We start from the raw sequence: 20,750 nt of genomic DNA on the forward strand, positions 1-20,750 counted from the left end.
ACTGATTACGCGTTCCTCCTTGAGGAGCATGTTTTTTACAATGATGCCCTCAATATTTGTTAAGTGTATTTGAATGGCGTCGTCGAATAAGATTCGATTATTTATATCGAGCTTCCAGCATTGAGGGTGTTGAAGTGATGTCTCTGCAAGTTTTGTCATGGTTTCTGATTATAAAATTCATGAATGCAACAAAAAACAAATCGCAAAAACATTACTTATTTTTGTCTTCCGCAATGTAGTTCTAGGGGCGTATTTTTAAGTGTGAGTTCTATTGAGGTGAGTGCACGGTAGGTCGTGGGCTTTCAGTAATATATTTGTAGGCTGGGCATTAAGCGATTACTAATAGAATTGGTTTTTTAAAACTCTTAATTATCCAGGTTCAACGTTGAAGCAGGTAATCGTAGGATGTATCGATCAGCCGTGGCTTGATCGACCGCTCACTCATTGTCTCTTCTCCATTCGTGGGAAATGCGTGGATTTCTCCATAGGTGTTTCGCACCCGTGAGAGCCCTGGGCTTGCTGCGCAGGCTTGAGGAGGAGTTTATAGACGGGGCGCGCGCCAGCCTTTCATTTGGCGACAGCGCTTTTTCATTTCATGACAAACCATAACCTTTGTTTGATCTGACAATGCACATAGCATTGTTTGAGTCAGTTTTTGCGTGGTGGTCATGCCCCTCTCCAGACGTACCAATATGTCATCAGTGGTGTGCAAATTCGCGGATGGGGTCTGAGAGTACGAAATCCTGAGGGGTCAGCTTTGGGTCATTCTCTGCCGGTCATGTCCGCGAAATGCGCTGGTCAGATCCGTTGCAAATGACAGCTCAGGCCGAATGTAAATGGGTGGGCAAGTCTGTGCAATTACTCAGAGAACGCGCCAAGGGCTTTGGGGGCATTCGGCGAAATGATTTGTTACCTGGGTACCATTTTTCACCCATTTGGGGCGCACTGGGCCATTTCGTAGCGCACGGTGAGTACCACGCTGATCTATAGATCAGCGTCTCTTGAGTCGAAAATCCTTTCCAATTAAGCGCTTGAAGCAGTGCTACGCAGCCTGGCACGGTTTCTGCTTTTTTGAATCCATGGATAATTGGATACAAAACTGCAAAAGGTGACTTTATGCAATTCGCTCCCGCTTACATTGAGCGTCAGCCCCTGACCGCCGAGGAGGAGGCTTACAACTTTCTGCTGGAAGCGATCTGTGGCGGTCGTTACCGCAAAGGCGACCGGTTGATCGCCGAGGACATCGCCACTGAGATCGGCATGAGCCGCATGCCGGTGCGCGAAGCCTTCCGACGCCTCGATGCTCAAGGCCTGGTGACCTTGCGGCCTAACCGCGGGGCGATAGTCAGCGGCCTGAACATCGACGAACTGCACGAAGTCTTCGAGATGCGCAGTGCCCTCGAGGGCCTGGCCATCCGCGTCGCCGTGGCCAAGATCGGTGAGCGTCAGCTGGCGGCTCTGGAACGCATGCTGGACGAGATGGATGACTACCGCGACGAAAGCGCGGAATGGGTCAGCCGTCATCGGGCTTTCCATGAATACCTGTGCAGCCTCAGCGGCCGTCCGCGTTTGATGAAGCAAATCTCGGCCCTGTACTCGTTGATCGAGGCGCCCATGCGCCTGTGGCTGCAACACGGTGAAAAGCCCTTGAGTGCCCGCCAGGAACACGCGGTGATCCTTGATGCCATTCGCTCAGGCGATGCCGACCAGGCCGAGTCGGTGGTGCGTCAGCACATCGAGGGCACAGTGCCGGCGCTGATTCAGTTCCTGCAATCGGAAAAATAGAATCGGGCTCGAGCCCGACCGTGTGTTGACTTTGAGTACTGCCCCGTTACTAAACAACTGGAGTGTCTGGTCATGCATAAACGCCGTGTGTTGCTTGCTGCTGTATCCCTGGGACTCTGCGCACAGTGGGCGTTCGCCACACCCCAAGTGCCGGAACGACTGCAAAAGGCCGAAAAACTCACGTATTGCTCTGGCATGGACTCGCCACCCTTGGTGTCTTTCGATGAGGCGCAAAAACCCAGGGGCCTGACTGTCGATCTGGGGCTGGAAATCGCCAAACGGCTCGGAGACAAACCGGTGCAATGGCGGGTCATTCCATTCTCCGGGTTGCTGCCGGCATTGCTCGCCCAGCAGTGCGACATGATCGTTGATCAGCTGTTCGACAAGCCCGAACGCCGGGAAGTGATCGACATCGTCAACTACATGTATTCCAGCCAGTCAGTGGTCGTTCCCAAAGGCAATCCCAAGGGCATCAAAACCCTGGATGGACTGTCTGGGCACAAGGTGGCAGTGCTCAATGGCTCCACGATCAAAACCTTGTTGGACGCCGAGAACGAAAAGCTCACCAAGGCCGGCAAGACACCGATGAAACTGGTGGTTTACAACAGTGACACTGACGCCTTCCAGGCGCTGCGTATCAGTCAGGTGGACGCTTACGGCACCACCGTAGAAACAGCAGGTTACTACGCCGCAATGGCGCCTGATTTATTCGAGGAGGGGGTGCCAGCCTTCAGCCGGATTCTCACGGGTTTAGGGACCCGCAAGGATGATTCCCAGCTCACCACCGCAGTACAGCAGATCATCAGTGACATGCGCAGTGACGGCAGCTATGTGCAGTTGTTGAGCAAATGGCATGTTTCCAGCGACACACTCGACTGAGGCGAGCGCTCGATGAATTTCAATTGGGATGTGTTCTGGCAATACCTTTTGCAGCCCAGCGGGGTGTACCTCACTGGGCTCTGGTTGACCTGCCTGATCAGTGTGCTGGCAATGGTGTTGGGCTGCGTGCTTGGGCTGGCAGCGGCGCTGATGCGTCTGTCGCGCAACCCGTTGCTCAACCTGCCGGTACGGTTCTATGTGTGGCTGATGCGCGGCACTCCGCTGCTGGTGCAAATCGTTTTTCTCTATACCGCATTGGCGGCCGGCGGCATCTTCCGTTTCGAGGACGTGGAACTGTTTGGTTTGGTGGTGCCGGGCAATATTCAGGCAGCGATCATCGCCCTGGGCCTGAACGAAGGTGCCTACATGGCCGAGATCATTCGTGCCGGGATCGGCGCTGTCGACAAGGGACAGTATGAGGCTGGGCGTTCGCTGGGCATGACCTTCGCCAAACTGATGCGGCGTATCGTTTTGCCTCAGGCGTTCCGGGTCATCGTTCCGCCGTTGGGCAACGAATTCAACGTGATGCTCAAGAATACGACGCTGGTCAGCGTGATTGGCGTGCAGGAGTTGCTGCTGAGTACGCAAATGGTCACGTCGGCGACATTCCGGGTATTTGAACTGTACCTGGTGGTGGCGATTTATTTCCTGCTGCTGACCACCCTCTGGGGCTTCTTCCAGCGTTGGCTGGAAGCGCGTTTCGGACAGTCCGATCGACCCGCACCGCCAGCGGCCGGCAGTCGCATGTTTGGCCGCGGCACGCTCAAATTGCTGAGAGGGCGTTAAGCATGGCGCACAAAAGTGAAGAACTGATTATCGAGGCCCTGGACATTCATAAGTCTTTTGGCGACCTGGAGATTCTCAAGGGGATTTCCTTGCAGGTGCGGCGCGGTGAAGTGGTGGTGTTGATCGGTGCATCGGGTTCAGGCAAGACCACCTTCATTCGCTGCATTAATCTGCTGGAGGACATTCAAGGCGGGCGCATACGCGTCAACGGTCGCTCCATGGGGTATCGCGAGCGCGCCGACGGCAGCCTGGTGCGCGACTCCGAGCGCAACATCGCTCGCCAGCGTCGGGACATCGGCATGGTCTTTCAACGTTTCAATCTGTTCCCCCACATGACCGCGCTGGAAAACATCATTGAGGCACCGATCCAGGTGCTCGGCGTGCCACGCGCCGAAGCGTTGGAACAGGCCCGGGCCTTGCTCGCCCGGGTCGGCCTGGCGGACAAGGCCATGCATTACCCGTCGATGTTGTCCGGTGGACAGCAGCAGCGCGTGGCAATCGCCCGGGCGTTGGCGATGAAACCTCAAGCCATGCTGTTCGACGAGCCCACCAGCGCCCTGGATCCGGAAACCGTCGGCGAGGTCCTGCAGGTGATGAAGCAGTTGGCCGATGACGGCATGACCATGGTAGTGGTCACCCATGAAATGGGTTTTGCCCGGGAAGTCGCTGATCGCGTGGTGGTTCTCGATCAGGGCGAACTGATTGAGCAGGGTCCGCCGGAGCAGATCTTCAGTCGACCGACACACCCGCGAACTCGGGCCTTTCTCAGTCGCGTGCTGTGACCTTCTCAGTCAGGGTTTTTTACCCGGCAATGGAACCGGATACCTGCGGCCATTGAATCTTTGTTTGGAAGAGCTTTTGCCATGTTGAAATTTTCTGCCCACGAATATCCCTATCCGTCGCAACGCCAGAGTGTGTTTGCCCGCCGTGGCATGGTCGCGGCTTCACAGCCACTGGCCGCCGAGGCCGGCATCGAAATCATGCGCAACGGCGGCAATGCCATTGATGCCGCGATCGCTACAGCGGCGGCGCTAACGGTAGTTGAACCCACCGGCTGCGGCTTGGGCGGCGACGCCTTTGCTCTGGTCTGGAGCAAAGGCCAATTGCACGGACTGAACGGCAACGGCCAAGCGCCGGCGGCACTGACGATCGATGCAGTCAAGGCGTGTGGTCACGAGCGGATGCCGCTTTATGGCTGGACGCCGGTCACGGTGCCCGGTTGTCCTTCGGCCTGGGCGGAGTTGTCCAGACGGTTCGGCAAGCTGCCCTTTGCCGAGTTGCTGCAGCCCGCGATCAGTCTGGCCCGGGAGGGCTTCCCAGTGTCGCCGGTGGTCGCCCGACAATGGCAGACTGCTCTGGATGAATTCAGCCCCCATCGAGACCCGGTGCTAGACGCCTGGTTCGACACGTTCCTGATTGATGGCCGTGCGCCAAAGGCCGGTGAATTATTCCGCAACCCGGCGCAAGCCCGAACGCTGGAAGAACTGGCGGACAGCGCTTGCGAAAGCCTCTATCGCGGTGCTCTGGCTCAGCGTCTGGATGCCCATTCCCGCGCCACCGGCGGCTACCTGCGAGCCAGCGACCTGCAGGACTATCGCGCCCAATGGGTGGACCCGATCAGCATCAATTACCGCGGCTACGATGTGTGGGAAATCCCTCCAAGCGGGCAAGGATTGGTGGCCCTGATGACCCTGAAAATCCTTCAGGGTTTCGACTTCGATCACCGAGACAGCCAGCAGACCTGGCATCGTCAATTGGAAGCCATGAAGCTGGCCTACAGCGATGGCCTGCATTACATCACCGATCCGCTGCACATGCGTGTGGCGGTGGCTGATCTTCTCAGCGACACCTATAGCAGCCAACGCCGTGAACAGATCGTTGATCAGGCTCAGCAACCTGATCCCGGCGATCCTCACGCCAGCGGTACGGTGTACCTGGCCACGGCAGATGCGCAGGGCAATATGGTGTCCTTCATCCAGAGTAACTACCACGGCTTCGGTTCTGGCGTGGTGCTGCCAGACAGCGGCATCGCCTTGCAGAACCGTGGGCAGGAATTCAGTCTCGACCCTGACCACGCCAACTGCCTGGCACCGGGCAAAAAGACCTTCCACACCATCATTCCTGGCTTCATCAGTAAAGGTGACGCGCCGGTGGGACCGTTCGGCGTCATGGGTGGCTACATGCAGCCCCAAGGCCATGTGCAGATGGTCATGAACCTGGTGGATTTTGGTCTCAATCCTCAAGCTGCGCTGGACGCACCGCGATGGCAATGGCTGGGAGGCATGAAAGTCGGCATCGAGCAGGGGGCGTCGAGGGACTTGGCCGCTTCGCTGGCCCGGCGCGGACATAAGGTTCAGGTCGATTGCGACCTGATCAACTATGGCCGAGGGCAGATCATCATCCGCGACCCGGACACCGGTGTGTTGTGCGGCGGCACCGAGCCGCGGGCCGATTCCCATATTGCTGTGTGGTAACGGGTAGCTGAAAACAAACGAAGACGACTCGGTCTCTTCTGCGTGAGAAATACGCTGTGCATCCGTGCGCGGAACTGATGCACAGCGTGGCCTCGCGTGTTCTCTAGCCTTCTTCGACTGGACGTGGTTGGGGCGCGGTAGGTTCAGTGGAGATTGCTGGGGCTTAGAGGGGCTGCTCGCTCGCATCCCCAGAAACGACAAAGCCCTGAAAACACTTCAAAACCACTGATTGCTAAAGCAATCAGGATCCGAAAGTAGCTCACTCGGTCGAAGGGACGGATGCTTTGCTGCCCAAGCGGATCAGCTCATTGGAAAAACACAGGCCGACGATGATCAGTACTGCTCCTGCGTACAGGCTTTCGCGCGGTACTTCATTGAGCACCAAAAACGCCAGCAGCGCGGCGAACAACGGCTCGGTCAGCATTGCATTGATGACGATCCCTGTCGCTGATTTGTCGTTCGATAGAATGCCGCCCCACATCGATGGGACGTTTACTCCCATGCATCGCCGTGAAGGAGTGCTGAAGCGGATGGTTGAGGTGATTGCGGGTGGCGAGAAAAACGACTTTGGCCTTGGCAATCATCGGAATATGCTCGGCGAGCTCGATAAATCAAGTCAAGGCCTTGAAGGTAGTGAGATACGGCAACAGCGTTAAGCCACTTACTCCTTCCGGGCAGATTCCGGAGCAGGGATAATGCGCCTTTCCCACCAATCGGGTGAATCAATCGCCCAGCACAAGCAGCCGCCCGGACTCGGCTGCCACCACTACAGGAAGGAGCTTTTACATGTCATACCGGCTTGCCATTTTCGACTTTGACGGCACGCTCGCTGATTCCTTTCCGTTCTTTGTTTCAGTGTTCAACCAGGTTGCTGACAGACACGCATTCAGTCGAATTCACCCGCAAGAGTTGGACGGTTTGCGCAAGCAGGGGGCTCGGGAGATCATGGCTCATATCGGAATGCCTCGCTGGAAGTTGCCTCTGGTGGCGCGAACCTTCATGAGCTTGATGAAGAAACATCGAAGCTCGATCCCACTGTTCAATAACATTGCAAATACCCTCGCCCATCTTGACGAGAGAGGACTGATTCTGGCGGTGGTATCTTCTAACTCCCAAGAAAATATCAAGCAAATTTTGGGCTCCAGCTGTCAACATATCCGGGCCTTCGAGTGCGGCGCCTCCATTTTCGGCAAGGCGTCTCGCTTGCGCCGTGTCATGCGCAAATTCGACGTGGCGCAAGAGGAAGTTATCTACATCGGCGACCAACCTACGGATGGTGAAGCAGCTGCGACTGCCGGTATCGCCTTTGGTGCGGTCGCCTGGGGGTATGGAGCATATGATGCATTCCACAGTCTTCAGTCCCATGAGTGGTTCGCCGATGTGAGCGAATTACGGCGACTGGCAGGAAGTGATACGCACCTTGAGTCATCCGCAAGTTTATAGGCTTGACCATTGAGTGGCGATTTCAGTCGATTTCAACAATCAGCCTCTGGCCGAAAGCTGTCAGTGGTGAGGGGAAACTTTCGACCCAAGGCAGCCGTTGAGACCTATATGTTGTCGCTTTATGTTATTCGTTTTCATGGAGGATTCTGACTGATGGCACGCGTGGGATTGATACTGACACCCGGTTTTGCGGACTGGGAATATGCTTTCATTGCAGGAACCGCATCCCCGTTCTACGGGATCGACGTTAGGTTTTTCGCCTCTACTACGGGACAGTTCCGCTCGCAGGGTGGATTGGCAGTAACTGTGAATTGCAGCTTGCAACAATGCCTGGACTGGAAACCGGACGTTGTTGTCGTCATCGGTGGAATGATCTGGGAACGTGCAGATGCACCGGATATTCGGGACTTTCTTCATACTAGTCGTTCAAGTGGCGCGACAATTGCCGGTATCTGTGGGGGAACGCTGGCACTTGCGAGAGCCGGGCTTCTCGACACGGTTTCTCATACCTCGAACAGCGCTGACTTTTTACAACAGAATGCCGCAGGTTATGAAGGGTCCTCGCTTTATCGACGCAGTCCAGTAGCTGTGGTTGCTGACCGCATCATAACTGCGCCAGGTCCTGCTCCCGTTAGCTTTACCTGCGCAGTGTTCGAAGCTGCCGGGTTATCTTCAGAGATCATTTCTCAGTTCAGGTCAATGTTGGCAGCAGAACACGGGTGACCGCTTCGTCCTGAAAAAACAGCCAACCAGGTGATGTGCTCGAGTGTCCGCTCTTGGCCGATTCTGTTGAAAAAGTCGGCTTCGGTTTCCACGGCAGAAAAGTACGTGCCTGAGATTTAAATCTGTGTTTTGGGCAGAAGGTTCAGGACTCGGATTTCAATCTCGGACGCGTACTTTTCTGATGCGCAAACCAAGGCCGACTTTTTCAACAGAATCGGCCCGAAAGCTTCAAAAAAATGCCCGGACTTAGCCGGGCTCGTTAAAAAAAATTCAGCGCGAATCCACCTCTTTCGCGATCTCGACGGATGATTTTTCCCTGCGCCTCTGAAGCCAGCTATAGAACGCATGTACCGGATGGAGGACGGCGGTAAGCACGCCAAGCAGCAGGATGATGAAAATGATGATCAGCGGGATGCTTTCGTGCGAGAACATGGTGGGTTACTCCTGTATTCACTATGTCGGAACCCACAGGCTAGACGCATAGAACAATGTTTTTGATGAACGTATATTCATCCTCGGGTTCGTCAATTGTGCTACGGAGAGAGTCGCCAAACTGATTATGAATGTGCTTTGTACGGTGGCTGTGGCGAGGCCGAGATCTACTGCTTAAGCATCAAACTGCGCCATAGGATCACAGTTGGTGCTACAGGCACGACGTCCGTTTGCTGCGCATCCGGTTTCGGCAACTCTAGTGTCGTCAACTCGCTCAGCCCGGATGAAGAATGCTGGCGTGCTAAAAGTTTGTCGGGCTCTTCGGTCGACTCATCGATAGGCGGCTTAGTCATTTGATCGAAACAACGACCTTGCCTTTGGCTCGTCCCTGCTCGACATACTTCAACGCCTCTGCCGTTGATTCAAAGGGGAAGGCGCGGTCAATCACCGGTTTGATGATGCCGGCCTCGATGAGCGCGGTTATTTGTTGCAGTTGGGCGCCGTTGGCCCGCATGAATACAAACCTGTAGCTGACGTCTTGCTTGCGGGCCTTGCGCCGAATACCGAGGCTCAGCAGGCGCATGATTTGCTTCAATGGCCAGGACAAATCTTGCTCCTGCGCGAACTGCGCAGTGGGTGGCCCAGAGATGGAAATGAGCTGGCCACCTGGCTTGAGCACCTTGAGTGACTTCTCCAGGACATCGGCGCCGAGACTGTTCAACACTACGTCGTAGTCGTGCAAGACACTTTCGAAGTTCTGCTGTTTGTAGTCGATCACCAAATCGGCCCCCAATGCCTTCACCCATTCGACATTCGCAGTGCTGGTGGTTGTAGCGACAAACGCACCGAGGTGTTTGGCGAGCTGGATGGCGAGGGTGCCGACGCCGCCGGAGCCGGCGTGAATCAGCACTTTCTGACCCTTTTTCAGTTGGGCGGTTTCGACCAGTACTTGCCAGGCGGTCAGTGCAACCAAGGGGAGGGACGCGGCCTGTGCCATGCTGGTATTGGCAGGTTTCAGGGCGATCGCGTTCTCGTTCACGGCGATCAATTCGGCGAACGTGCCGATCCGCGCTTCCGGTGGGCGAGCGTACACTTCGTCTCCCGGTTTGAAGCGTGTCACCTTCGAGCCCACCTCAATCACGACGCCTGCCAGATCGTTACCCAGGATCAACGGAAATGAGTAGGGCAGGATCAGCTTGAATTCGCCTTTGCTGATCTTCGAATCCAGCACGTTGACACTGCTGGCGTGTACCTCGATCAAGGCGTCGTGGGCACCCACTGCGGGGGCGGGCGCTTCGCCAATCCGCCCGGGGTTCTTGCCATAGCGATCAATTAGAAATGCTTTCATCGTGGTGCAGCTCTTTTCGGTTGTAAGGAGGGTAGCCGGTGTGTTGCGGCGTTGCTGCGCCGTGTTGTCAGGCATCGAGGAACGCCTGCGCCTTGGCCACAAAGTCAACGTGGTGTTGGAAAATACCGCCGTGCCCGGCATCCTCATAAATCACCAGTTGTGCGTTGGGGATACGCTTTGCCAGTGCACTCGAGTTAACGCTGGGCACCATGATGTCGTTGTCGCCGTTGACGATCAGCGTCGGCGTCCGCAAGCGTCTGAGGTCTTGTGGCGCCTGTTTGCCCCACGCAGTGATGGCTTTCAACTGCCGCAGGAAAGCGCTGGGCGTCGGGCCTTTGTCGCGATTTTTTTTGCGTGCTTTCAGGCGTTGTAAATACTGCGAGGCGGATCGACGACCATTGGGCGTCGAAGTAAAGAACAGGTAGAACTTCGGATCGCGCCAGGTCAGCAAGCCTTTGAGCATCAATGGCCATGTCACCGAGCCGACCTTGTCGATACCGCTGCCGCCGGCTGGTCCGGTGCCGGTCAGAATCAAACGCCGCACCAAATCAGGCGCCTTCAGGGCGATGTCCTGAGCGACGAAGCCGCCGAGGGAGAAACCGAGCACATCAACGGTTTCCAACCTCAGCGCATGAATCAGCTGGATGGCATCGTCAGCCATTTCGCCGACGGTCAGTGGTGCGCTTCCGCCAGAGCCGCCGATGCCGCGATAGTCGGTGGTAATGACGCGTCTGGTTTGTGCAAGGCCATCGATGATCGCGGGGTCGAAGTTGTCCAGCACCGCGCCCCAATGGTTGAACAGTACGAGGGGCACACCGGTTGCTGGGCCGGTATCGCGATAGGCAAAGGGAATGCCGTTGACCGTGATCGTCTGGTTCGTCGCATTGATGAACGACGTCTGTGAACCCGAGGGCGTACTTGTCTGCGTTGAATTCATTGCTACTCCGGACAGTGGCCGGGTTCGATGCAGTGCCCTGCGCCTGCATCGAATCCGGCGCGAATGCTCGCTACCAAAAGATCACGGTTGGGTCTGGTAGCGCTGGGCGACTGCAGACTGGCGGATTTGCCCCAGCAGGCCCTGACGTGCGCTCTGCAGCTCATCCCAGCGTTCCGCTTCGTGCAGCGGCGGGATGGTCACCGGTTCGCGACGATCAAAACCGACTAGGGCGGCATCCACCAGATCGCCCACTTCCATGATTTCGCTCAAGGTGTTGATGTCGACGCCGGAGCGATCCCAGATTTCCGTGCGGGTGGCGGCGGGCAGCACGGCCTGCACGTAGACGCCCTGAGGCGAAAGTTCCAGGCTCAGGCCCTGGGAAAGGAACAGCACAAATGCCTTGGTCGCACCGTAGACCGTCATGCCGAACTCCGGCGCGAGGCCTACCACCGAACCGATGTTGATGATCGCGCCGTCGCCTGTCTTGGCCAGGCGTGGGGCGATGGCGCTGGCGAGCCGCACCAGCGCCGTGGTGTTGAGGGCGACCAGTTGCGCAACGCTGTCGGTGCTTTGGTCGATGAAGTTACCGGACAGCGCGGCGCCGGCGTTATTGACGAGGATGCCGATGCGGGCGTCGTCGCGCAGGCGGCTTTCAACGGTTGTCAGATCGCTGAGTTGGGTCAGGTCCGCCGCAATGACATCGACGGCGACGTCGTGTTCGCTGCGCAAGCGCGCTGCAAGTGCATCCAGGCGCGCCTGATCGCGGGCGACCAGTACCAGATCGTGGCCGCGTTGCGCGAAGCGCTCGGCGTAGACCGCGCCAATGCCGGTGGAGGCGCCAGTGATGAGAACAGTAGGGCGAGTGCTCATGGGTTATCTCTCTTTCAGGATGTGAGAAACAGAAAGCGCGATCACTGATGGCTCAGCTTGCGATAGCGCTCGATTCAGCCAGCGTCGGGTAGTCGATGTAGCCAGCCGCACCGCCGCCATAGAGGGTGGCGGGATTGAACGCGGACAACGGCGCGCCACGTTTGAGGCGCTCCACCAGATCCGGATTGCCAATGAACGGGCGACCGAAGGCGATCAGGTCGGCCTGGTCTTCAGCGAGCTGCGAAGCCGCCAGGTCCAGGTCATAGCCGTTGTTGGCGATGTAGGTGTTTTTGAAGCGCTGGCGCAGGGCGCCGAAATCGAAGGGCGCCACGTCGCGCGGGCCACCGGTCGCGCCTTCGACCACGTGCAGATAAACCACGTCGAGGGCGTCGAGTTGTTCAACGACGTAATCGAATTGCGCCTGCGGATCGCTGCTGGATACGCCATTGGCCGGCGAAACCGGAGACAGGCGCACACCGGTGCGATCCGCGCCGATTTCATTGACAACCGCCGCCGTCACTTCGAGCAACAGGCGCGCACGATTCTCAATCGAACCGCCGTAAGCGTCGGTACGCAGATTGGCGCTGTCCTTGAGGAATTGATCCAGCAAATAGCCGTTTGCACCGTGAATCTCCACACCATCGAACCCGGCGGCGACCGCGTTTGCCGCGGCCTGGCGGAAATCGGAGACGATCCCCGGCAGTTCGCTGATATCCAGTGCGCGCGGCTCGGAGACGTCTTCAAAACGGTTGTTGACGAACACTTTGGTGGCGGCGCGCAGTGCAGAAGGGGCCACAGGAGCGGCGCCGTTTTCTTGCAGATCAACATGCGACACGCGGCCGACATGCCACAGTTGCAGAAAGATTTTTCCGCCCTTGGCATGGACGGCATCGGTCACGGTGCGCCAGCCGTCTATCTGCTTCTGCGTGTAGATCCCGGGGGTGTCCTGATAGCCCTGGCCCTGTCGGGAAATCTGCGTGGCTTCGCTGATCAGCAGGCCGGCGCTGGCGCGTTGGCTGTAATAGGTGGCCGCGAACTCGCTGGGGACGAAGCCCTGGCCTGCGCGGTTACGTGTCAGCGGCGCAAGGACTACCCGGTTCGACAGCGTTAGGCTGCCAAGGGTGTAAGGGGTGAACAGATTCTGATTGGTCATCTGGTATTTCTTCCGTGCCCGTTGATGGAGATCGGTGTTGCGTGCAATTAGGATGATGATCGAAATCTAAACTGTCAACGGTTTTGATTATGACCAGCATCTATGTATGATTGGACGCATGATTTCCCGGTAAACACGAGGTATTGCACGTGAGAGTGACCAAGGCCCAGGCGCAGGCCAATCGAGAGCACATCGTTGAAACGGCCTCAGAGCTGTTCCGTGAGCGCGGCTTTGACGGCGTCGGTGTGGCGGATCTCATGGCGGCTGCCGGTTTCACCCATGGAGGCTTCTACAAGCACTTCGGGTCGAAGGCCGACCTGATGGCCGAAGCCTCGGCCTGCAGTCTTGCCAAATCGCTGACTGGCGCCCAAGCGCTCGATGTTCCGGGCTTCATCAACGTCTATGTGACCCGAGAACATCGGGACGGACGTGGCAGCGGTTGCACCATGGCCGCGTTGTGCAGCGACGCGGCACGTCAATCGGATGATGTGAAAACGACATTTGCCGAAGGCATTGAACACACCCTGCAAACGCTGGGAGAGAAATATCCGACGGGACCGGATGCCGAGGCGGGAGAGGGGAGAAAGAAAATGATCGACCTGCTGTCTCGTGCTGTCGGCGCGATTATTTTGTCGCGTGCCTGCCCGGATGATTCTGCGCTCGCGGATGAGATCCTTGAGGTTTGTCGCGCTGAAATGTTGGCTTCGTTGCCGGTCGATGAAGTTGAACCGGTGTTGAAGGAAGATTAATTCAAAGCGTGAACGGTCTATTCGCGCGATCAAAATACGCTACACAGTTTTTTGACCAATTTGAATTGAGCGGGATTTGTAGAAAACCAGCTAAGAAATTTAGCTATATATTAGTTTTGCTATCCTCTTTGCGGTCAGTCATGCGTCGTCTGAATAAGGAAACTTCTATGACTACTGCACATGTTTTCATCGCCATCAGTCTAGATGGCTATATCGCCAGGTCCGACGGTGACATTGACTGGCTATTGCAGCGCGATGATCAGAGTGAGGATCACGGCTACCTGGGCTTCATCGCCGATAAGGATGCTATCGTGATGGGGAGGGGGAGCTATGAGAAAGTGCTGACCTTCGACACTTGGTTCTACGACCTGCCAGTAATCGTGTTGTCTCAACAGTTGGCCGATTCACAGGTGCCTAATGCGCTAGAGGGGAAAGTGCGTTTTTCCAACCTCACTCCTTCAGACCTGCTGGCGGAACTGGCGAGGCAAGGTGTGCATCGAGTCTATGTCGATGGCGGGCAATTGGTGCAGTCATTCCTGCGTGACGGGTTAGTCGCCGATATGGTGATCACCACTGTTCCCGTGCTGATTGGGTCGGGAAGACCATTGTTCGGGGCCCTTACGCAGGACATTGAATTGAAGCTAGTAAATAGCCGGTGTTTTCCTTCCGGTCTAGTGCAGTCAACCTATCAGTTGGTTCCTTGATTTTCCGGAGGGAGGCCCGATCCAAAACGCTGGGCGCTCTGGTCGCCAAGATGGCCAAGGAGCATGCTACATTGCGGCCGTAGCGCCGGAGCTGGCAAAGCATATTTTCAGTCATATCGACCAGCGCGCCGAATCCGATATGAACCTACTGACGCGTTTGGCACGTGAACTGGGCGCCGTGGCGAAGCCGGTCGACGGTCGCCTGGTGGTGGTGCCCAGGGGCGTGGCTCAGATCGACCATGTCCATCACTCGGCCGCTGACGCCTGGAATGGTCGCCGAGGGGCGGATCGATGTGCACAACCATCGCGCCAGCGCGAACAGACTTTGGCAGGTCGAGTCGGTCATGCATGTCATTGGTTCGGGCGGGGTGTCATCGTCGGCGGCGGAATGTGTGACGCCAGCGTGAGGCCGTCGGGGGAGATCAAGGGACCTACTCGGCCACCGTACGCGGCCCCATGCCGCCCCGAGAAGGAGTTCCAACGCTTGTCTTAGCAGTTGATGGAGATCTTGCAGGCGCCGGTCTTGTAGTCAGGGTTGTCTTTGTGGCCGCAGCCCTGCAGCCCGAAGGGGGATCGGGTCGAGCCATGGCGTACCGGTGATGACCAGCTTGGTTAACGCCGTAGTCGGAATCTTTGCAAGCTCCGCTCGCTTGAGAAACCTCCCGAGTCACCTCGAAGAGCATAGAGGCTTGCCCTGTAGATGGCCGTTCTTCGAGAGCAACCAAAACTCCGGATTTTTTTATAGGCCCATTCCCAACCCCGAGACTTGGTCTTTTCGGCAGGTGTTAATTTCACTTCAGAGCCTCTAGCAGTGGAGTTTGCCGGGATCATAGCAATGTGCCTCTGTTAGAAAAGCGTCAAATAATAACCTTTCATGTATCAGGGTTAATACATATCCGGCGCTTGGTCTTTAGGAGGAAAAAACACGCTGATTACTCGGTTTTTTGGCTGGTGCGTAAGGGCAGGGGCAAACTAGGGGCTTGGGGTTCAGGTCGGCAGAATGCCTGGAAGGGAGGGCACTACTGTCGGAAAATGTACAACCTCGTGTCCCTCGTCCCGGTCTACCTTGTCGCGATCCAGCAACCCAGTGTAATGCGGGTTGTCGCCTTGATCTGCCGACCAAGTGTACTTGTACACCAAGTCACTCTTCGTGATTACAGCCATGTCCCTTCCTCGAGGTGACGGGCAGACAATTCTGCGCCATCTCGAAGTTCTAGCGGATGCAGAAAGTTTCGCAATGTCACCTCGTCATTCTCCTGCGGTGGCTTGCGCAAAACCTCCTCTGGAGGCCGCGTGTTTCCGTTTGCATAAGCACAAAAAATCGAATGTTTTGCCACTCTTAAAGGGGGTCATATTCGTTCTAAAACAATAGCTTAGGTCGTTACAGTCCCCGGCATGAGGTGCTAGGGGTCGAGTGTTCGAATCACTCCGTCCCGACCATATTTCGTGAGGAGATCAAGCGCTTAGTGGCTTGGTCCCCCTTCTCGTTTCAGGTCTACGCAAAACTACCCAGTGATTTCGCTGATATTCAGATCCGGTATCGCCTCAGGCCGGACGATTTTCTCGTGGTCCCGCTGGTAGTTTTTGGTCATGCCCTCGCTCGCGTGCCCTGCGATCTTCTGTCCATCGTTTCCGGCGTTCTTCCACAGGTGCAGCGACAGCGCCCGCACTTCATGGAAGCTCGGCACCTCCTCCGTGCCAGAGCCGCTACATACGTCAACCCAATAGGCAGATGCATCGGCTAGCAAGTAGATGCTGTGGCGGGGGGGCGAGCAGCGCTTCCAGGTTTTTTCATCGCAGGCGGTATGCCTGTTAGATAAGTCCTTCTCAATGTGTATTGTTTGGACGATGCAGTAGCCGCGATTTCTTACCGAGCGGAAAAGGTTATCTCCTCTAGCGGACCTCTTGAACTTCGCTTGTAGCCTGCTGAGGCACATCACCAGTCCCTTATAGTGGTCAAGGTTTTTGTTTAGTTTTTTGGCAATGGCATCATTACTTACTATCCGTTCTGTGCTGCTTATTAACAAGTCGAGTACTGCGTACTCCATCTTGGTTAGATTGATAGTTTTTTCATTGTTAGTAAGTAATCGCAGAGGCTCGACTAGCATCCATGCATTTGAACTTTGTGCGCGTATTGCGTTGAACATACTCTTTTCAACGGGGGCGTGCGCCTCGAAAGCGGAGGGTCGTCTGGAGGGGGGCGTATCGATATTCATCTAAGTGAGGATGTTTCTTTGGATGTATTGCTCTTCCGCTAGCTGGCTCGAAATAGAGAAATTCCTAGGTCAGCGGAGATGGCGCAGTGCAATGCAGGGTGTATTTCGGTTAAAACCGGCTAATTTCGGTGATGATACGTTTCAGCAATCATAAAATCTTTAAAAAAGATCGAACGTACGTTGGTTTTGATAGGGAGGATTAAGGACATTCCAGCCAGTTGCGGGTGTCTTCGATTTCGTACGGATCCACGGTTTCGCCTCAGTATTTGAGGCGAGGTGGTAGCGGGGTAGCGATAAGATGCAGTGCTAATTCACTCCAGCGTCATCAGTACCGCGAGCGTCATCTTGATGAACTCTTCGTTCTTGTCGATGGTGTCCAAGGCGCCGCGCACGTTGTCGGCGACGTCGGCTGAGCCGCGGGCTTCGACCCAGTTGGAAAGCTCCATGATGGCGGCTTCGAGCGCGAGTTGGTTTTCGTTGATCTTGTGCAGCAGGGAGGGGGGAGGTCCGAATGTGGCATCGCAAATCCTCGGTTTTGAGGACAGCGTAGCATCACCTTACGTGAAGGATTTTTAACGATCAGCAGGACGCCGGAGGAGGGGGGTCAGCCGCTGAGTTCTGGAACACGTCCATAATAGTTATGGAACACATGCCGAGAGCCGAGATTTTCACCAAACCCCAGAAACGACAAAGCCCTGAAAAATCAGGGCTTTGTCGTATAAAGATGGCGGAGGCGATGGGATTCGAACTCATGGACCTGTTACAGTCGACGGTTTTCAAGACCGTTGCCTTAAACCACTCGGCCACACCTCCGTTTGCGTTGCGGGCGCCATAATACCTGAATGAAACACACTGTCAAACTCTCTGCATGGCTTGTTACAGAGCGTCTGTTATGATCTTTGCGACTGAACGTTTCAAACCAACAGGAGTGTCGCCATGCGCGAACAGGATTACGCAGTTAATAACAGCGTGCAGGCTGAGCAGCTAGAGGTTAGCCGCGTCCTGCGCAACACTTACGGCCTACTCGCCCTCACCCTCGCATTCAGCGGCGTGATGGCGTTTGTCGCACAGCAGATGCGTGTCGGTTACCCGAACGTCTTCGTGGTGCTGATCGGCTTCTACGGCCTTTTCTTCCTCACCAACAAACTCCGTGACTCGGCGTGGGGCCTGGTTTCTGCGTTCGCGCTGACCGGTTTCATGGGTTTCCTGCTCGGCCCGATCCTCAACCGTTACCTGGGCATGCAGGGCGGCGCGGAAGTGGTCAGCTCGGCCTTCGCGATGACCGCGCTGGTGTTCGGCGGCCTGTCGGCTTATGTGCTGATCACCCGTAAGGACATGAGCTTCCTGGGTGGTTTCATCACGGCCGGTTTCTTCGTGTTGCTGGGTGCGACGCTGGCGAGCTTCTTCTTCAAGATCAGTGGTCTGCAACTGGCGATCAGCGCAGGTTTCGTGCTGTTCTCCTCGGTCTGCATTCTGTTCCAGACCAGCGCCATCATTCACGGCGGCGAGCGCAACTACATCATGGCGACCATCAGCCTGTATGTATCGATCTACAACCTGTTCATCAGCTTGCTGCAGCTGTTCGGCATCATGGGCCGCGATGATTGATCGCCAGCCTTGAGTAAAAAACCCGCTTCGGCGGGTTTTTTATCGTCTGGGAATCGGGGTATCCACGTCTTTGCGAACCAAACAGCACTCACGCCATCGGTGGCAGCCGGCGTTTGATCGGGGTTTTCTTGACGATGGCGGTGTTGGTTTCGGCGTGGGTGTTGAGGCGGTCGAGGAGGGTGTCCAGTTGTTCCATCGAGCGCACATGCAGGCGGGCGATGAAGCAGTCGTCGCCGGTGACTTTGTCGCACTCGGTGAATTCGGGGATCGCCTGAATCTGCCGTTCCACTTCCTGCAACTGGCCCGGTAACGGGCGGATGCGGACGATGGCCTGGAGTTGATAGCCGAAGCATTTAGGGTCGATTTCGACGGTATAGCCCTTGAGTACGCCGCGTTCTTCGAGGCGGCGCAGGCGCTCGGCAACGCTGGGCGAGGACAGGCCGCTGATCTGTGCCAGGGCCTTGAGTGAGCGGCGGGAGTCTTCCATCAATGCGCTGATCAGCACTTGGTCGATGTCGTCGGTCATGGCGAATCCCCTGTTAGGCAATCGGCTGGATAAGCCTTGATAAAAAAGGCAGATACCGAGTTTAGCCTGCTTTTTGCGCTGGAGAAGCCCCTCGGCGGATTGGCATACTTTGGCCTCAAACACAGGAGGTTGATGATGGACAGAACACTACGTCGCGGCTCATTCGAGATGACCGCCGCCATGCTGATTTCCGGAACCATTGGCTGGTTCGTGCTGGTGTCCGGGCAACCGGTGCTGGACGTGGTGTTCTGGCGCTGTGTGTTCGGTGCCGCCACCTTGTTGCTGATTTGCGCGGCGTTCGGCTTTCTGCGCCCGGGCATTTTGACGTCCACCACTTTCGTGTTGGCCGTACTGAGTGGCGTGGCGATTGTCGGTAACTGGGTGCTGTTGTTCGCGTCCTATTCTCGCGCCTCGATTGCCATCGGCACGGCGGTTTATAACGTCCAGCCGTTCATGTTGGTGGGGCTGGCCGCGCTGTTTCTCGGGGAGAAAATCACCCTGCAAAAACTGTTCTGGCTGGGCATTTCGTTTCTCGGGATGCTGGCGATTGTCAGCGCACATGGCGAGCAAGGCGAGGGTGGCAACGATTACCTGATGGGGATCGCTCTGGCGCTGGGTGCTGCCTTCCTGTACGCGATTGCCGCATTGATCATCAAACGCCTGACCGGCACGCCACCGCATCTGATCGCGTTGATCCAGGTCTGCACCGGCGTGCTGTTGCTCGCGCCCTTTGCGCACTTCTCGGCGATGCCGCAAGCGCCCAGTGCCTGGGCCAGCCTGGTGACCCTGGGTATCGTGCATACCGGCTTGATGTATGTGCTGCTCTACGGAGCAATTCAAAAGCTACCGACCGCCCTGACCGGCGCGTTGTCGTTCATCTATCCGATTGCGGCGATTTTCGTGGACTGGTTTGCCTTCGGTCATCGCCTGGAGCCGCTGCAATGGATCGGTGTCGCCGCGATTCTGCTGGCCGCCGCCGGGATGCAACAGGGTTGGGGCCTGAAGCTTCGGCGGGTGGCTACACAATAAACGGCCTCTCAGATGTTCCAGCGCGGTGCGGTTTTCGCCAGACGCTGGCGCATCTCGCCGATGTTCGCGGCCAATTGTCGGGTCAGCAATCGGTAGCCATCCAGTGGACTGTAGACCGGCATATCAAGCGTAGAGTCCAATGGCGGTTCGGCTGGCCGGCTGAGCCGTTGTGAAGCGCCCGATTTCAATGCCCGGGCCATACCGATCAGTTGCACCCGGATCTGTCGGTGCTCGGTTTTCAATGCCGATTGCAGGTGGGCCATTGCCTCAGAGTCATCGGCATTCGGCCGGCTATTGCCGAGGATTTCCAGGATGCTGACGCACATCCGCAGGTTGCGCTGAATCGCATCGAGTTCGGTCATGGAAACCCGCACCTCCTTGGACACAGAGGGCATCAGTGAGCGCAGTTGCACCATGACTGCGTTCAAGCGATTCATGAGCTTCAAGTGCTCGTCAGCGGCGACGGACTCGCCGTTGATGATACGGCCATAGATTGCCGCGCAGTCGCGCAACGCATCGGCCAGGTTGTAGCGCCAGGAGTACACCGCGTACAGCGGCAGGGCAAAGGAGAAAGCCAGTGCCAGGGCGATGCCGATCAGAATATCCACCCCGCGCCACAGGCCATCGGTGACCGGGTTGTCACCGTGCCCGGCAACGATAAACACGGTGATCGCCGACAGCAGCGCCGTATAACCACCCTTGCCGATGGCGTGGTACGAGAAAAACCCGCACACCACCGACATTGCGAAATAGGTCAGCCACGGCATCCCGAGCCAGGCCTGTTGCGCCACCAGCAACAAGCCGACACCGGCCCCGATCAAGGTGCCGATGGCTCGCTCGGCGGCTTTCTTGCCGATATTACCGTGGTGCTGCAAGCCGCCGATCACCACCAGCATGGTCACCGACGCCCATTCGCCGTGGGGCAGATGGATGCCGGTGGTCAGCAGAATCGTCGCCAGCAACCCCAACGAAACCCGCACCGCATGAATCAGTTTGGCGTGGCGGTAGCGCCGGTACGGGTCCAGCAATGGACGCAGTATTCGGCGCAACAGCGGCGGCAGTCGAAGGCCTTTGATGATGCTCAGTCT

Annotated in this window: 20 protein-coding genes, 1 tRNA gene and 4 pseudogenes; 13 read left to right on the top strand and 12 right to left on the bottom strand. The window is 56.7% G+C overall.

The window, feature by feature from the left end:
• The first annotated feature begins 1,116 nt into the window (after window positions 1-1,116).
• From F475_RS10315 to F475_RS10335, 5 genes are all read left to right on the top strand, one after another.
• On the top strand, window positions 1,117-1,785 hold the full coding sequence (locus F475_RS10315; protein WP_018930317.1) for a GntR family transcriptional regulator: 669 nt from the start codon (window positions 1,117-1,119) through the stop codon (window positions 1,783-1,785).
• A 72-nt stretch (window positions 1,786-1,857) separates the two neighbouring features.
• On the top strand, window positions 1,858-2,664 hold the full coding sequence (locus tag F475_RS10320) for an ABC transporter substrate-binding protein (RefSeq protein ID WP_007941906.1): 807 nt from the start codon (window positions 1,858-1,860) through the stop codon (window positions 2,662-2,664).
• A 12-nt stretch (window positions 2,665-2,676) separates the two neighbouring features.
• Window positions 2,677-3,450 (top strand): amino acid ABC transporter permease, encoded by a 774-nt coding sequence (locus F475_RS10325; RefSeq protein ID WP_086946256.1) that lies wholly within the window; start codon window positions 2,677-2,679, stop codon window positions 3,448-3,450.
• A 2-nt stretch (window positions 3,451-3,452) separates the two neighbouring features.
• A complete protein-coding gene (locus F475_RS10330) occupies window positions 3,453-4,232 on the top strand; it encodes an amino acid ABC transporter ATP-binding protein (protein WP_018930320.1) in 780 nt (259 codons plus the stop codon).
• A gap of 81 nt (window positions 4,233-4,313) precedes the next feature.
• The gene (locus F475_RS10335; RefSeq protein ID WP_064617068.1) at window positions 4,314-5,924 is read left to right on the top strand and encodes a gamma-glutamyltransferase family protein; all 1,611 of its coding nucleotides are present in this window, start codon (window positions 4,314-4,316) and stop codon (window positions 5,922-5,924) included.
• A gap of 259 nt (window positions 5,925-6,183) precedes the next feature.
• Here the strand turns inward: F475_RS10335 and F475_RS30225 are convergent.
• Window positions 6,184-6,345 (bottom strand): annotated as a pseudogene (locus F475_RS30225) (EamA family transporter); the annotation flags it as partial.
• Between the two features lie 79 nt (window positions 6,346-6,424).
• Between F475_RS30225 and F475_RS30335 the strand changes: the two are divergent.
• From F475_RS30335 to F475_RS10345, 3 genes are all read left to right on the top strand, one after another.
• Window positions 6,425-6,580 carry a hypothetical protein gene (locus F475_RS30335; RefSeq protein WP_158538461.1) on the top strand — a complete coding sequence of 52 codons (156 nt, stop codon included), beginning with the start codon at window positions 6,425-6,427 and terminating at the stop codon, window positions 6,578-6,580.
• A 130-nt stretch (window positions 6,581-6,710) separates the two neighbouring features.
• On the top strand, window positions 6,711-7,367 hold the full coding sequence (locus F475_RS10340) for an HAD hydrolase-like protein (protein WP_018930324.1): 657 nt from the start codon (window positions 6,711-6,713) through the stop codon (window positions 7,365-7,367).
• Window positions 7,368-7,520: 153 nt separating this feature from the next.
• On the top strand, window positions 7,521-8,090 hold the full coding sequence (locus F475_RS10345) for a DJ-1/PfpI family protein (RefSeq protein WP_111453858.1): 570 nt from the start codon (window positions 7,521-7,523) through the stop codon (window positions 8,088-8,090).
• Between the two features lie 270 nt (window positions 8,091-8,360).
• On the opposite strand, the gene F475_RS30455 is transcribed toward F475_RS10345, so the two are convergent.
• The 5 genes from F475_RS30455 to F475_RS10370 form a co-directional block, all read right to left on the bottom strand.
• On the bottom strand, window positions 8,361-8,522 hold the full coding sequence (locus tag F475_RS30455) for a hypothetical protein (RefSeq protein WP_018927603.1): 162 nt from the start codon (window positions 8,520-8,522) through the stop codon (window positions 8,361-8,363).
• Window positions 8,523-8,871: 349 nt separating this feature from the next.
• The gene (locus tag F475_RS10355) at window positions 8,872-9,870 is read right to left on the bottom strand and encodes an NADP-dependent oxidoreductase (RefSeq protein WP_111453883.1); all 999 of its coding nucleotides are present in this window, start codon (window positions 9,868-9,870) and stop codon (window positions 8,872-8,874) included.
• Between the two features lie 67 nt (window positions 9,871-9,937).
• Window positions 9,938-10,807, bottom strand: a complete 870-nt coding sequence (locus F475_RS10360; protein WP_111453860.1) for an alpha/beta fold hydrolase — start codon at window positions 10,805-10,807, stop codon at window positions 9,938-9,940.
• A gap of 81 nt (window positions 10,808-10,888) precedes the next feature.
• Window positions 10,889-11,677: an SDR family oxidoreductase gene (locus F475_RS10365; protein WP_111453861.1), complete on the bottom strand. Its 789-nt coding sequence runs from the start codon at window positions 11,675-11,677 to the stop codon at window positions 10,889-10,891.
• 52 nt (window positions 11,678-11,729) lie between these two features.
• Window positions 11,730-12,830 carry an alkene reductase gene (locus F475_RS10370; RefSeq protein WP_111453862.1) on the bottom strand — a complete coding sequence of 367 codons (1,101 nt, stop codon included), beginning with the start codon at window positions 12,828-12,830 and terminating at the stop codon, window positions 11,730-11,732.
• A gap of 149 nt (window positions 12,831-12,979) precedes the next feature.
• Between F475_RS10370 and F475_RS10375 the strand changes: the two genes are divergently transcribed.
• The 3 genes from F475_RS10375 (at window position 12,980) to F475_RS30340 (ending at window position 14,690) form a co-directional block, all read left to right on the top strand.
• Window positions 12,980-13,579 carry a TetR/AcrR family transcriptional regulator gene (locus F475_RS10375; protein ID WP_026331592.1) on the top strand — a complete coding sequence of 200 codons (600 nt, stop codon included), beginning with the start codon at window positions 12,980-12,982 and terminating at the stop codon, window positions 13,577-13,579.
• 167 nt (window positions 13,580-13,746) lie between these two features.
• On the top strand, window positions 13,747-14,283 hold the full coding sequence (locus tag F475_RS10380) for a dihydrofolate reductase family protein (protein WP_018927610.1): 537 nt from the start codon (window positions 13,747-13,749) through the stop codon (window positions 14,281-14,283).
• Between the two features lie 239 nt (window positions 14,284-14,522).
• Entirely contained in the window at window positions 14,523-14,690 is a 168-nt protein-coding gene (locus tag F475_RS30340) for a hypothetical protein (RefSeq protein WP_156523284.1), read from the top strand.
• 1,098 nt (window positions 14,691-15,788) lie between these two features.
• Here F475_RS30340 and F475_RS30725 read toward each other — a convergent pair.
• The 4 genes and pseudogenes from F475_RS30725 to F475_RS10405 all read right to left on the bottom strand — a co-directional run.
• Window positions 15,789-15,977, bottom strand: a pseudogene (locus F475_RS30725) (integrase); the annotation flags it as partial.
• 168 nt (window positions 15,978-16,145) lie between these two features.
• Window positions 16,146-16,499 (bottom strand): annotated as a pseudogene (locus F475_RS30730) (hypothetical protein); the annotation flags it as partial.
• A gap of 311 nt (window positions 16,500-16,810) precedes the next feature.
• Window positions 16,811-17,019: pseudogene (locus F475_RS10400) on the bottom strand (hypothetical protein).
• Between the two features lie 205 nt (window positions 17,020-17,224).
• Window positions 17,225-17,312, bottom strand: a tRNA-Ser gene (locus F475_RS10405).
• A 123-nt stretch (window positions 17,313-17,435) separates the two neighbouring features.
• On the opposite strand from F475_RS10405, the gene F475_RS10410 reads away from it, so the two are divergent.
• A complete protein-coding gene (locus F475_RS10410) occupies window positions 17,436-18,107 on the top strand; it encodes a Bax inhibitor-1/YccA family protein (protein ID WP_018927616.1) in 672 nt (223 codons plus the stop codon).
• Between the two features lie 88 nt (window positions 18,108-18,195).
• Here the strand turns inward: F475_RS10410 and F475_RS10415 are convergent, their stop codons facing one another.
• Window positions 18,196-18,633 carry an Lrp/AsnC family transcriptional regulator gene (locus tag F475_RS10415; RefSeq protein WP_007941786.1) on the bottom strand — a complete coding sequence of 146 codons (438 nt, stop codon included), beginning with the start codon at window positions 18,631-18,633 and terminating at the stop codon, window positions 18,196-18,198.
• A 135-nt stretch (window positions 18,634-18,768) separates the two neighbouring features.
• Here F475_RS10415 and F475_RS10420 point away from each other — a divergent pair, with 135 nt between their 5' ends.
• The gene (locus F475_RS10420) at window positions 18,769-19,662 is read left to right on the top strand and encodes a DMT family transporter (protein WP_019649207.1); all 894 of its coding nucleotides are present in this window, start codon (window positions 18,769-18,771) and stop codon (window positions 19,660-19,662) included.
• 8 nt (window positions 19,663-19,670) lie between these two features.
• Here F475_RS10420 and F475_RS10425 read toward each other — a convergent pair whose 3' ends face one another.
• On the bottom strand, window positions 19,671-20,690 hold the full coding sequence (locus F475_RS10425) for an FUSC family protein (protein WP_019578458.1): 1,020 nt from the start codon (window positions 20,688-20,690) through the stop codon (window positions 19,671-19,673).
• Window positions 20,691-20,750 lie beyond the last annotated feature (60 nt).

The sequence above is a fragment of the Pseudomonas sp. URMO17WK12:I6 genome, assembly GCF_003253625.1.
GTDB lineage: Bacteria > Pseudomonadota > Gammaproteobacteria > Pseudomonadales > Pseudomonadaceae > Aquipseudomonas.

Bases quoted from the DNA above. Each gene is read 5' to 3' on its own strand.
- F475_RS10315 (WP_018930317.1), top strand. From the start codon at position 1,117: ATGCAATTCGCTCCCGCTTACATTGAGCGTCAGCCCCTGACCGCCGAG.
- F475_RS10320 (WP_007941906.1), top strand. From the start codon at position 1,858: ATGCATAAACGCCGTGTGTTGCTTGCTGCTGTATCCCTGGGACTCTGC.
- F475_RS10325 (WP_086946256.1), top strand. From the start codon at position 2,677: ATGAATTTCAATTGGGATGTGTTCTGGCAATACCTTTTGCAGCCCAGC.
- F475_RS10330 (WP_018930320.1), top strand. From the start codon at position 3,453: ATGGCGCACAAAAGTGAAGAACTGATTATCGAGGCCCTGGACATTCAT.
- F475_RS10335 (WP_064617068.1), top strand. From the start codon at position 4,314: ATGTTGAAATTTTCTGCCCACGAATATCCCTATCCGTCGCAACGCCAG.
- F475_RS30335 (WP_158538461.1), top strand. From the start codon at position 6,425: ATGCATCGCCGTGAAGGAGTGCTGAAGCGGATGGTTGAGGTGATTGCG.
- F475_RS10340 (WP_018930324.1), top strand. From the start codon at position 6,711: ATGTCATACCGGCTTGCCATTTTCGACTTTGACGGCACGCTCGCTGAT.
- F475_RS10345 (WP_111453858.1), top strand. From the start codon at position 7,521: ATGGCACGCGTGGGATTGATACTGACACCCGGTTTTGCGGACTGGGAA.
- F475_RS30455 (WP_018927603.1), bottom strand. From the start codon at position 8,522: ATGTTCTCGCACGAAAGCATCCCGCTGATCATCATTTTCATCATCCTG.
- F475_RS10355 (WP_111453883.1), bottom strand. From the start codon at position 9,870: ATGAAAGCATTTCTAATTGATCGCTATGGCAAGAACCCCGGGCGGATT.
- F475_RS10360 (WP_111453860.1), bottom strand. From the start codon at position 10,807: ATGAATTCAACGCAGACAAGTACGCCCTCGGGTTCACAGACGTCGTTC.
- F475_RS10365 (WP_111453861.1), bottom strand. From the start codon at position 11,677: ATGAGCACTCGCCCTACTGTTCTCATCACTGGCGCCTCCACCGGCATT.
- F475_RS10370 (WP_111453862.1), bottom strand. From the start codon at position 12,830: ATGACCAATCAGAATCTGTTCACCCCTTACACCCTTGGCAGCCTAACG.
- F475_RS10380 (WP_018927610.1), top strand. From the start codon at position 13,747: ATGACTACTGCACATGTTTTCATCGCCATCAGTCTAGATGGCTATATC.
- F475_RS30340 (WP_156523284.1), top strand. From the start codon at position 14,523: ATGTCCATCACTCGGCCGCTGACGCCTGGAATGGTCGCCGAGGGGCGG.
- F475_RS10410 (WP_018927616.1), top strand. From the start codon at position 17,436: ATGCGCGAACAGGATTACGCAGTTAATAACAGCGTGCAGGCTGAGCAG.
- F475_RS10415 (WP_007941786.1), bottom strand. From the start codon at position 18,633: ATGACCGACGACATCGACCAAGTGCTGATCAGCGCATTGATGGAAGAC.
- F475_RS10420 (WP_019649207.1), top strand. From the start codon at position 18,769: ATGGACAGAACACTACGTCGCGGCTCATTCGAGATGACCGCCGCCATG.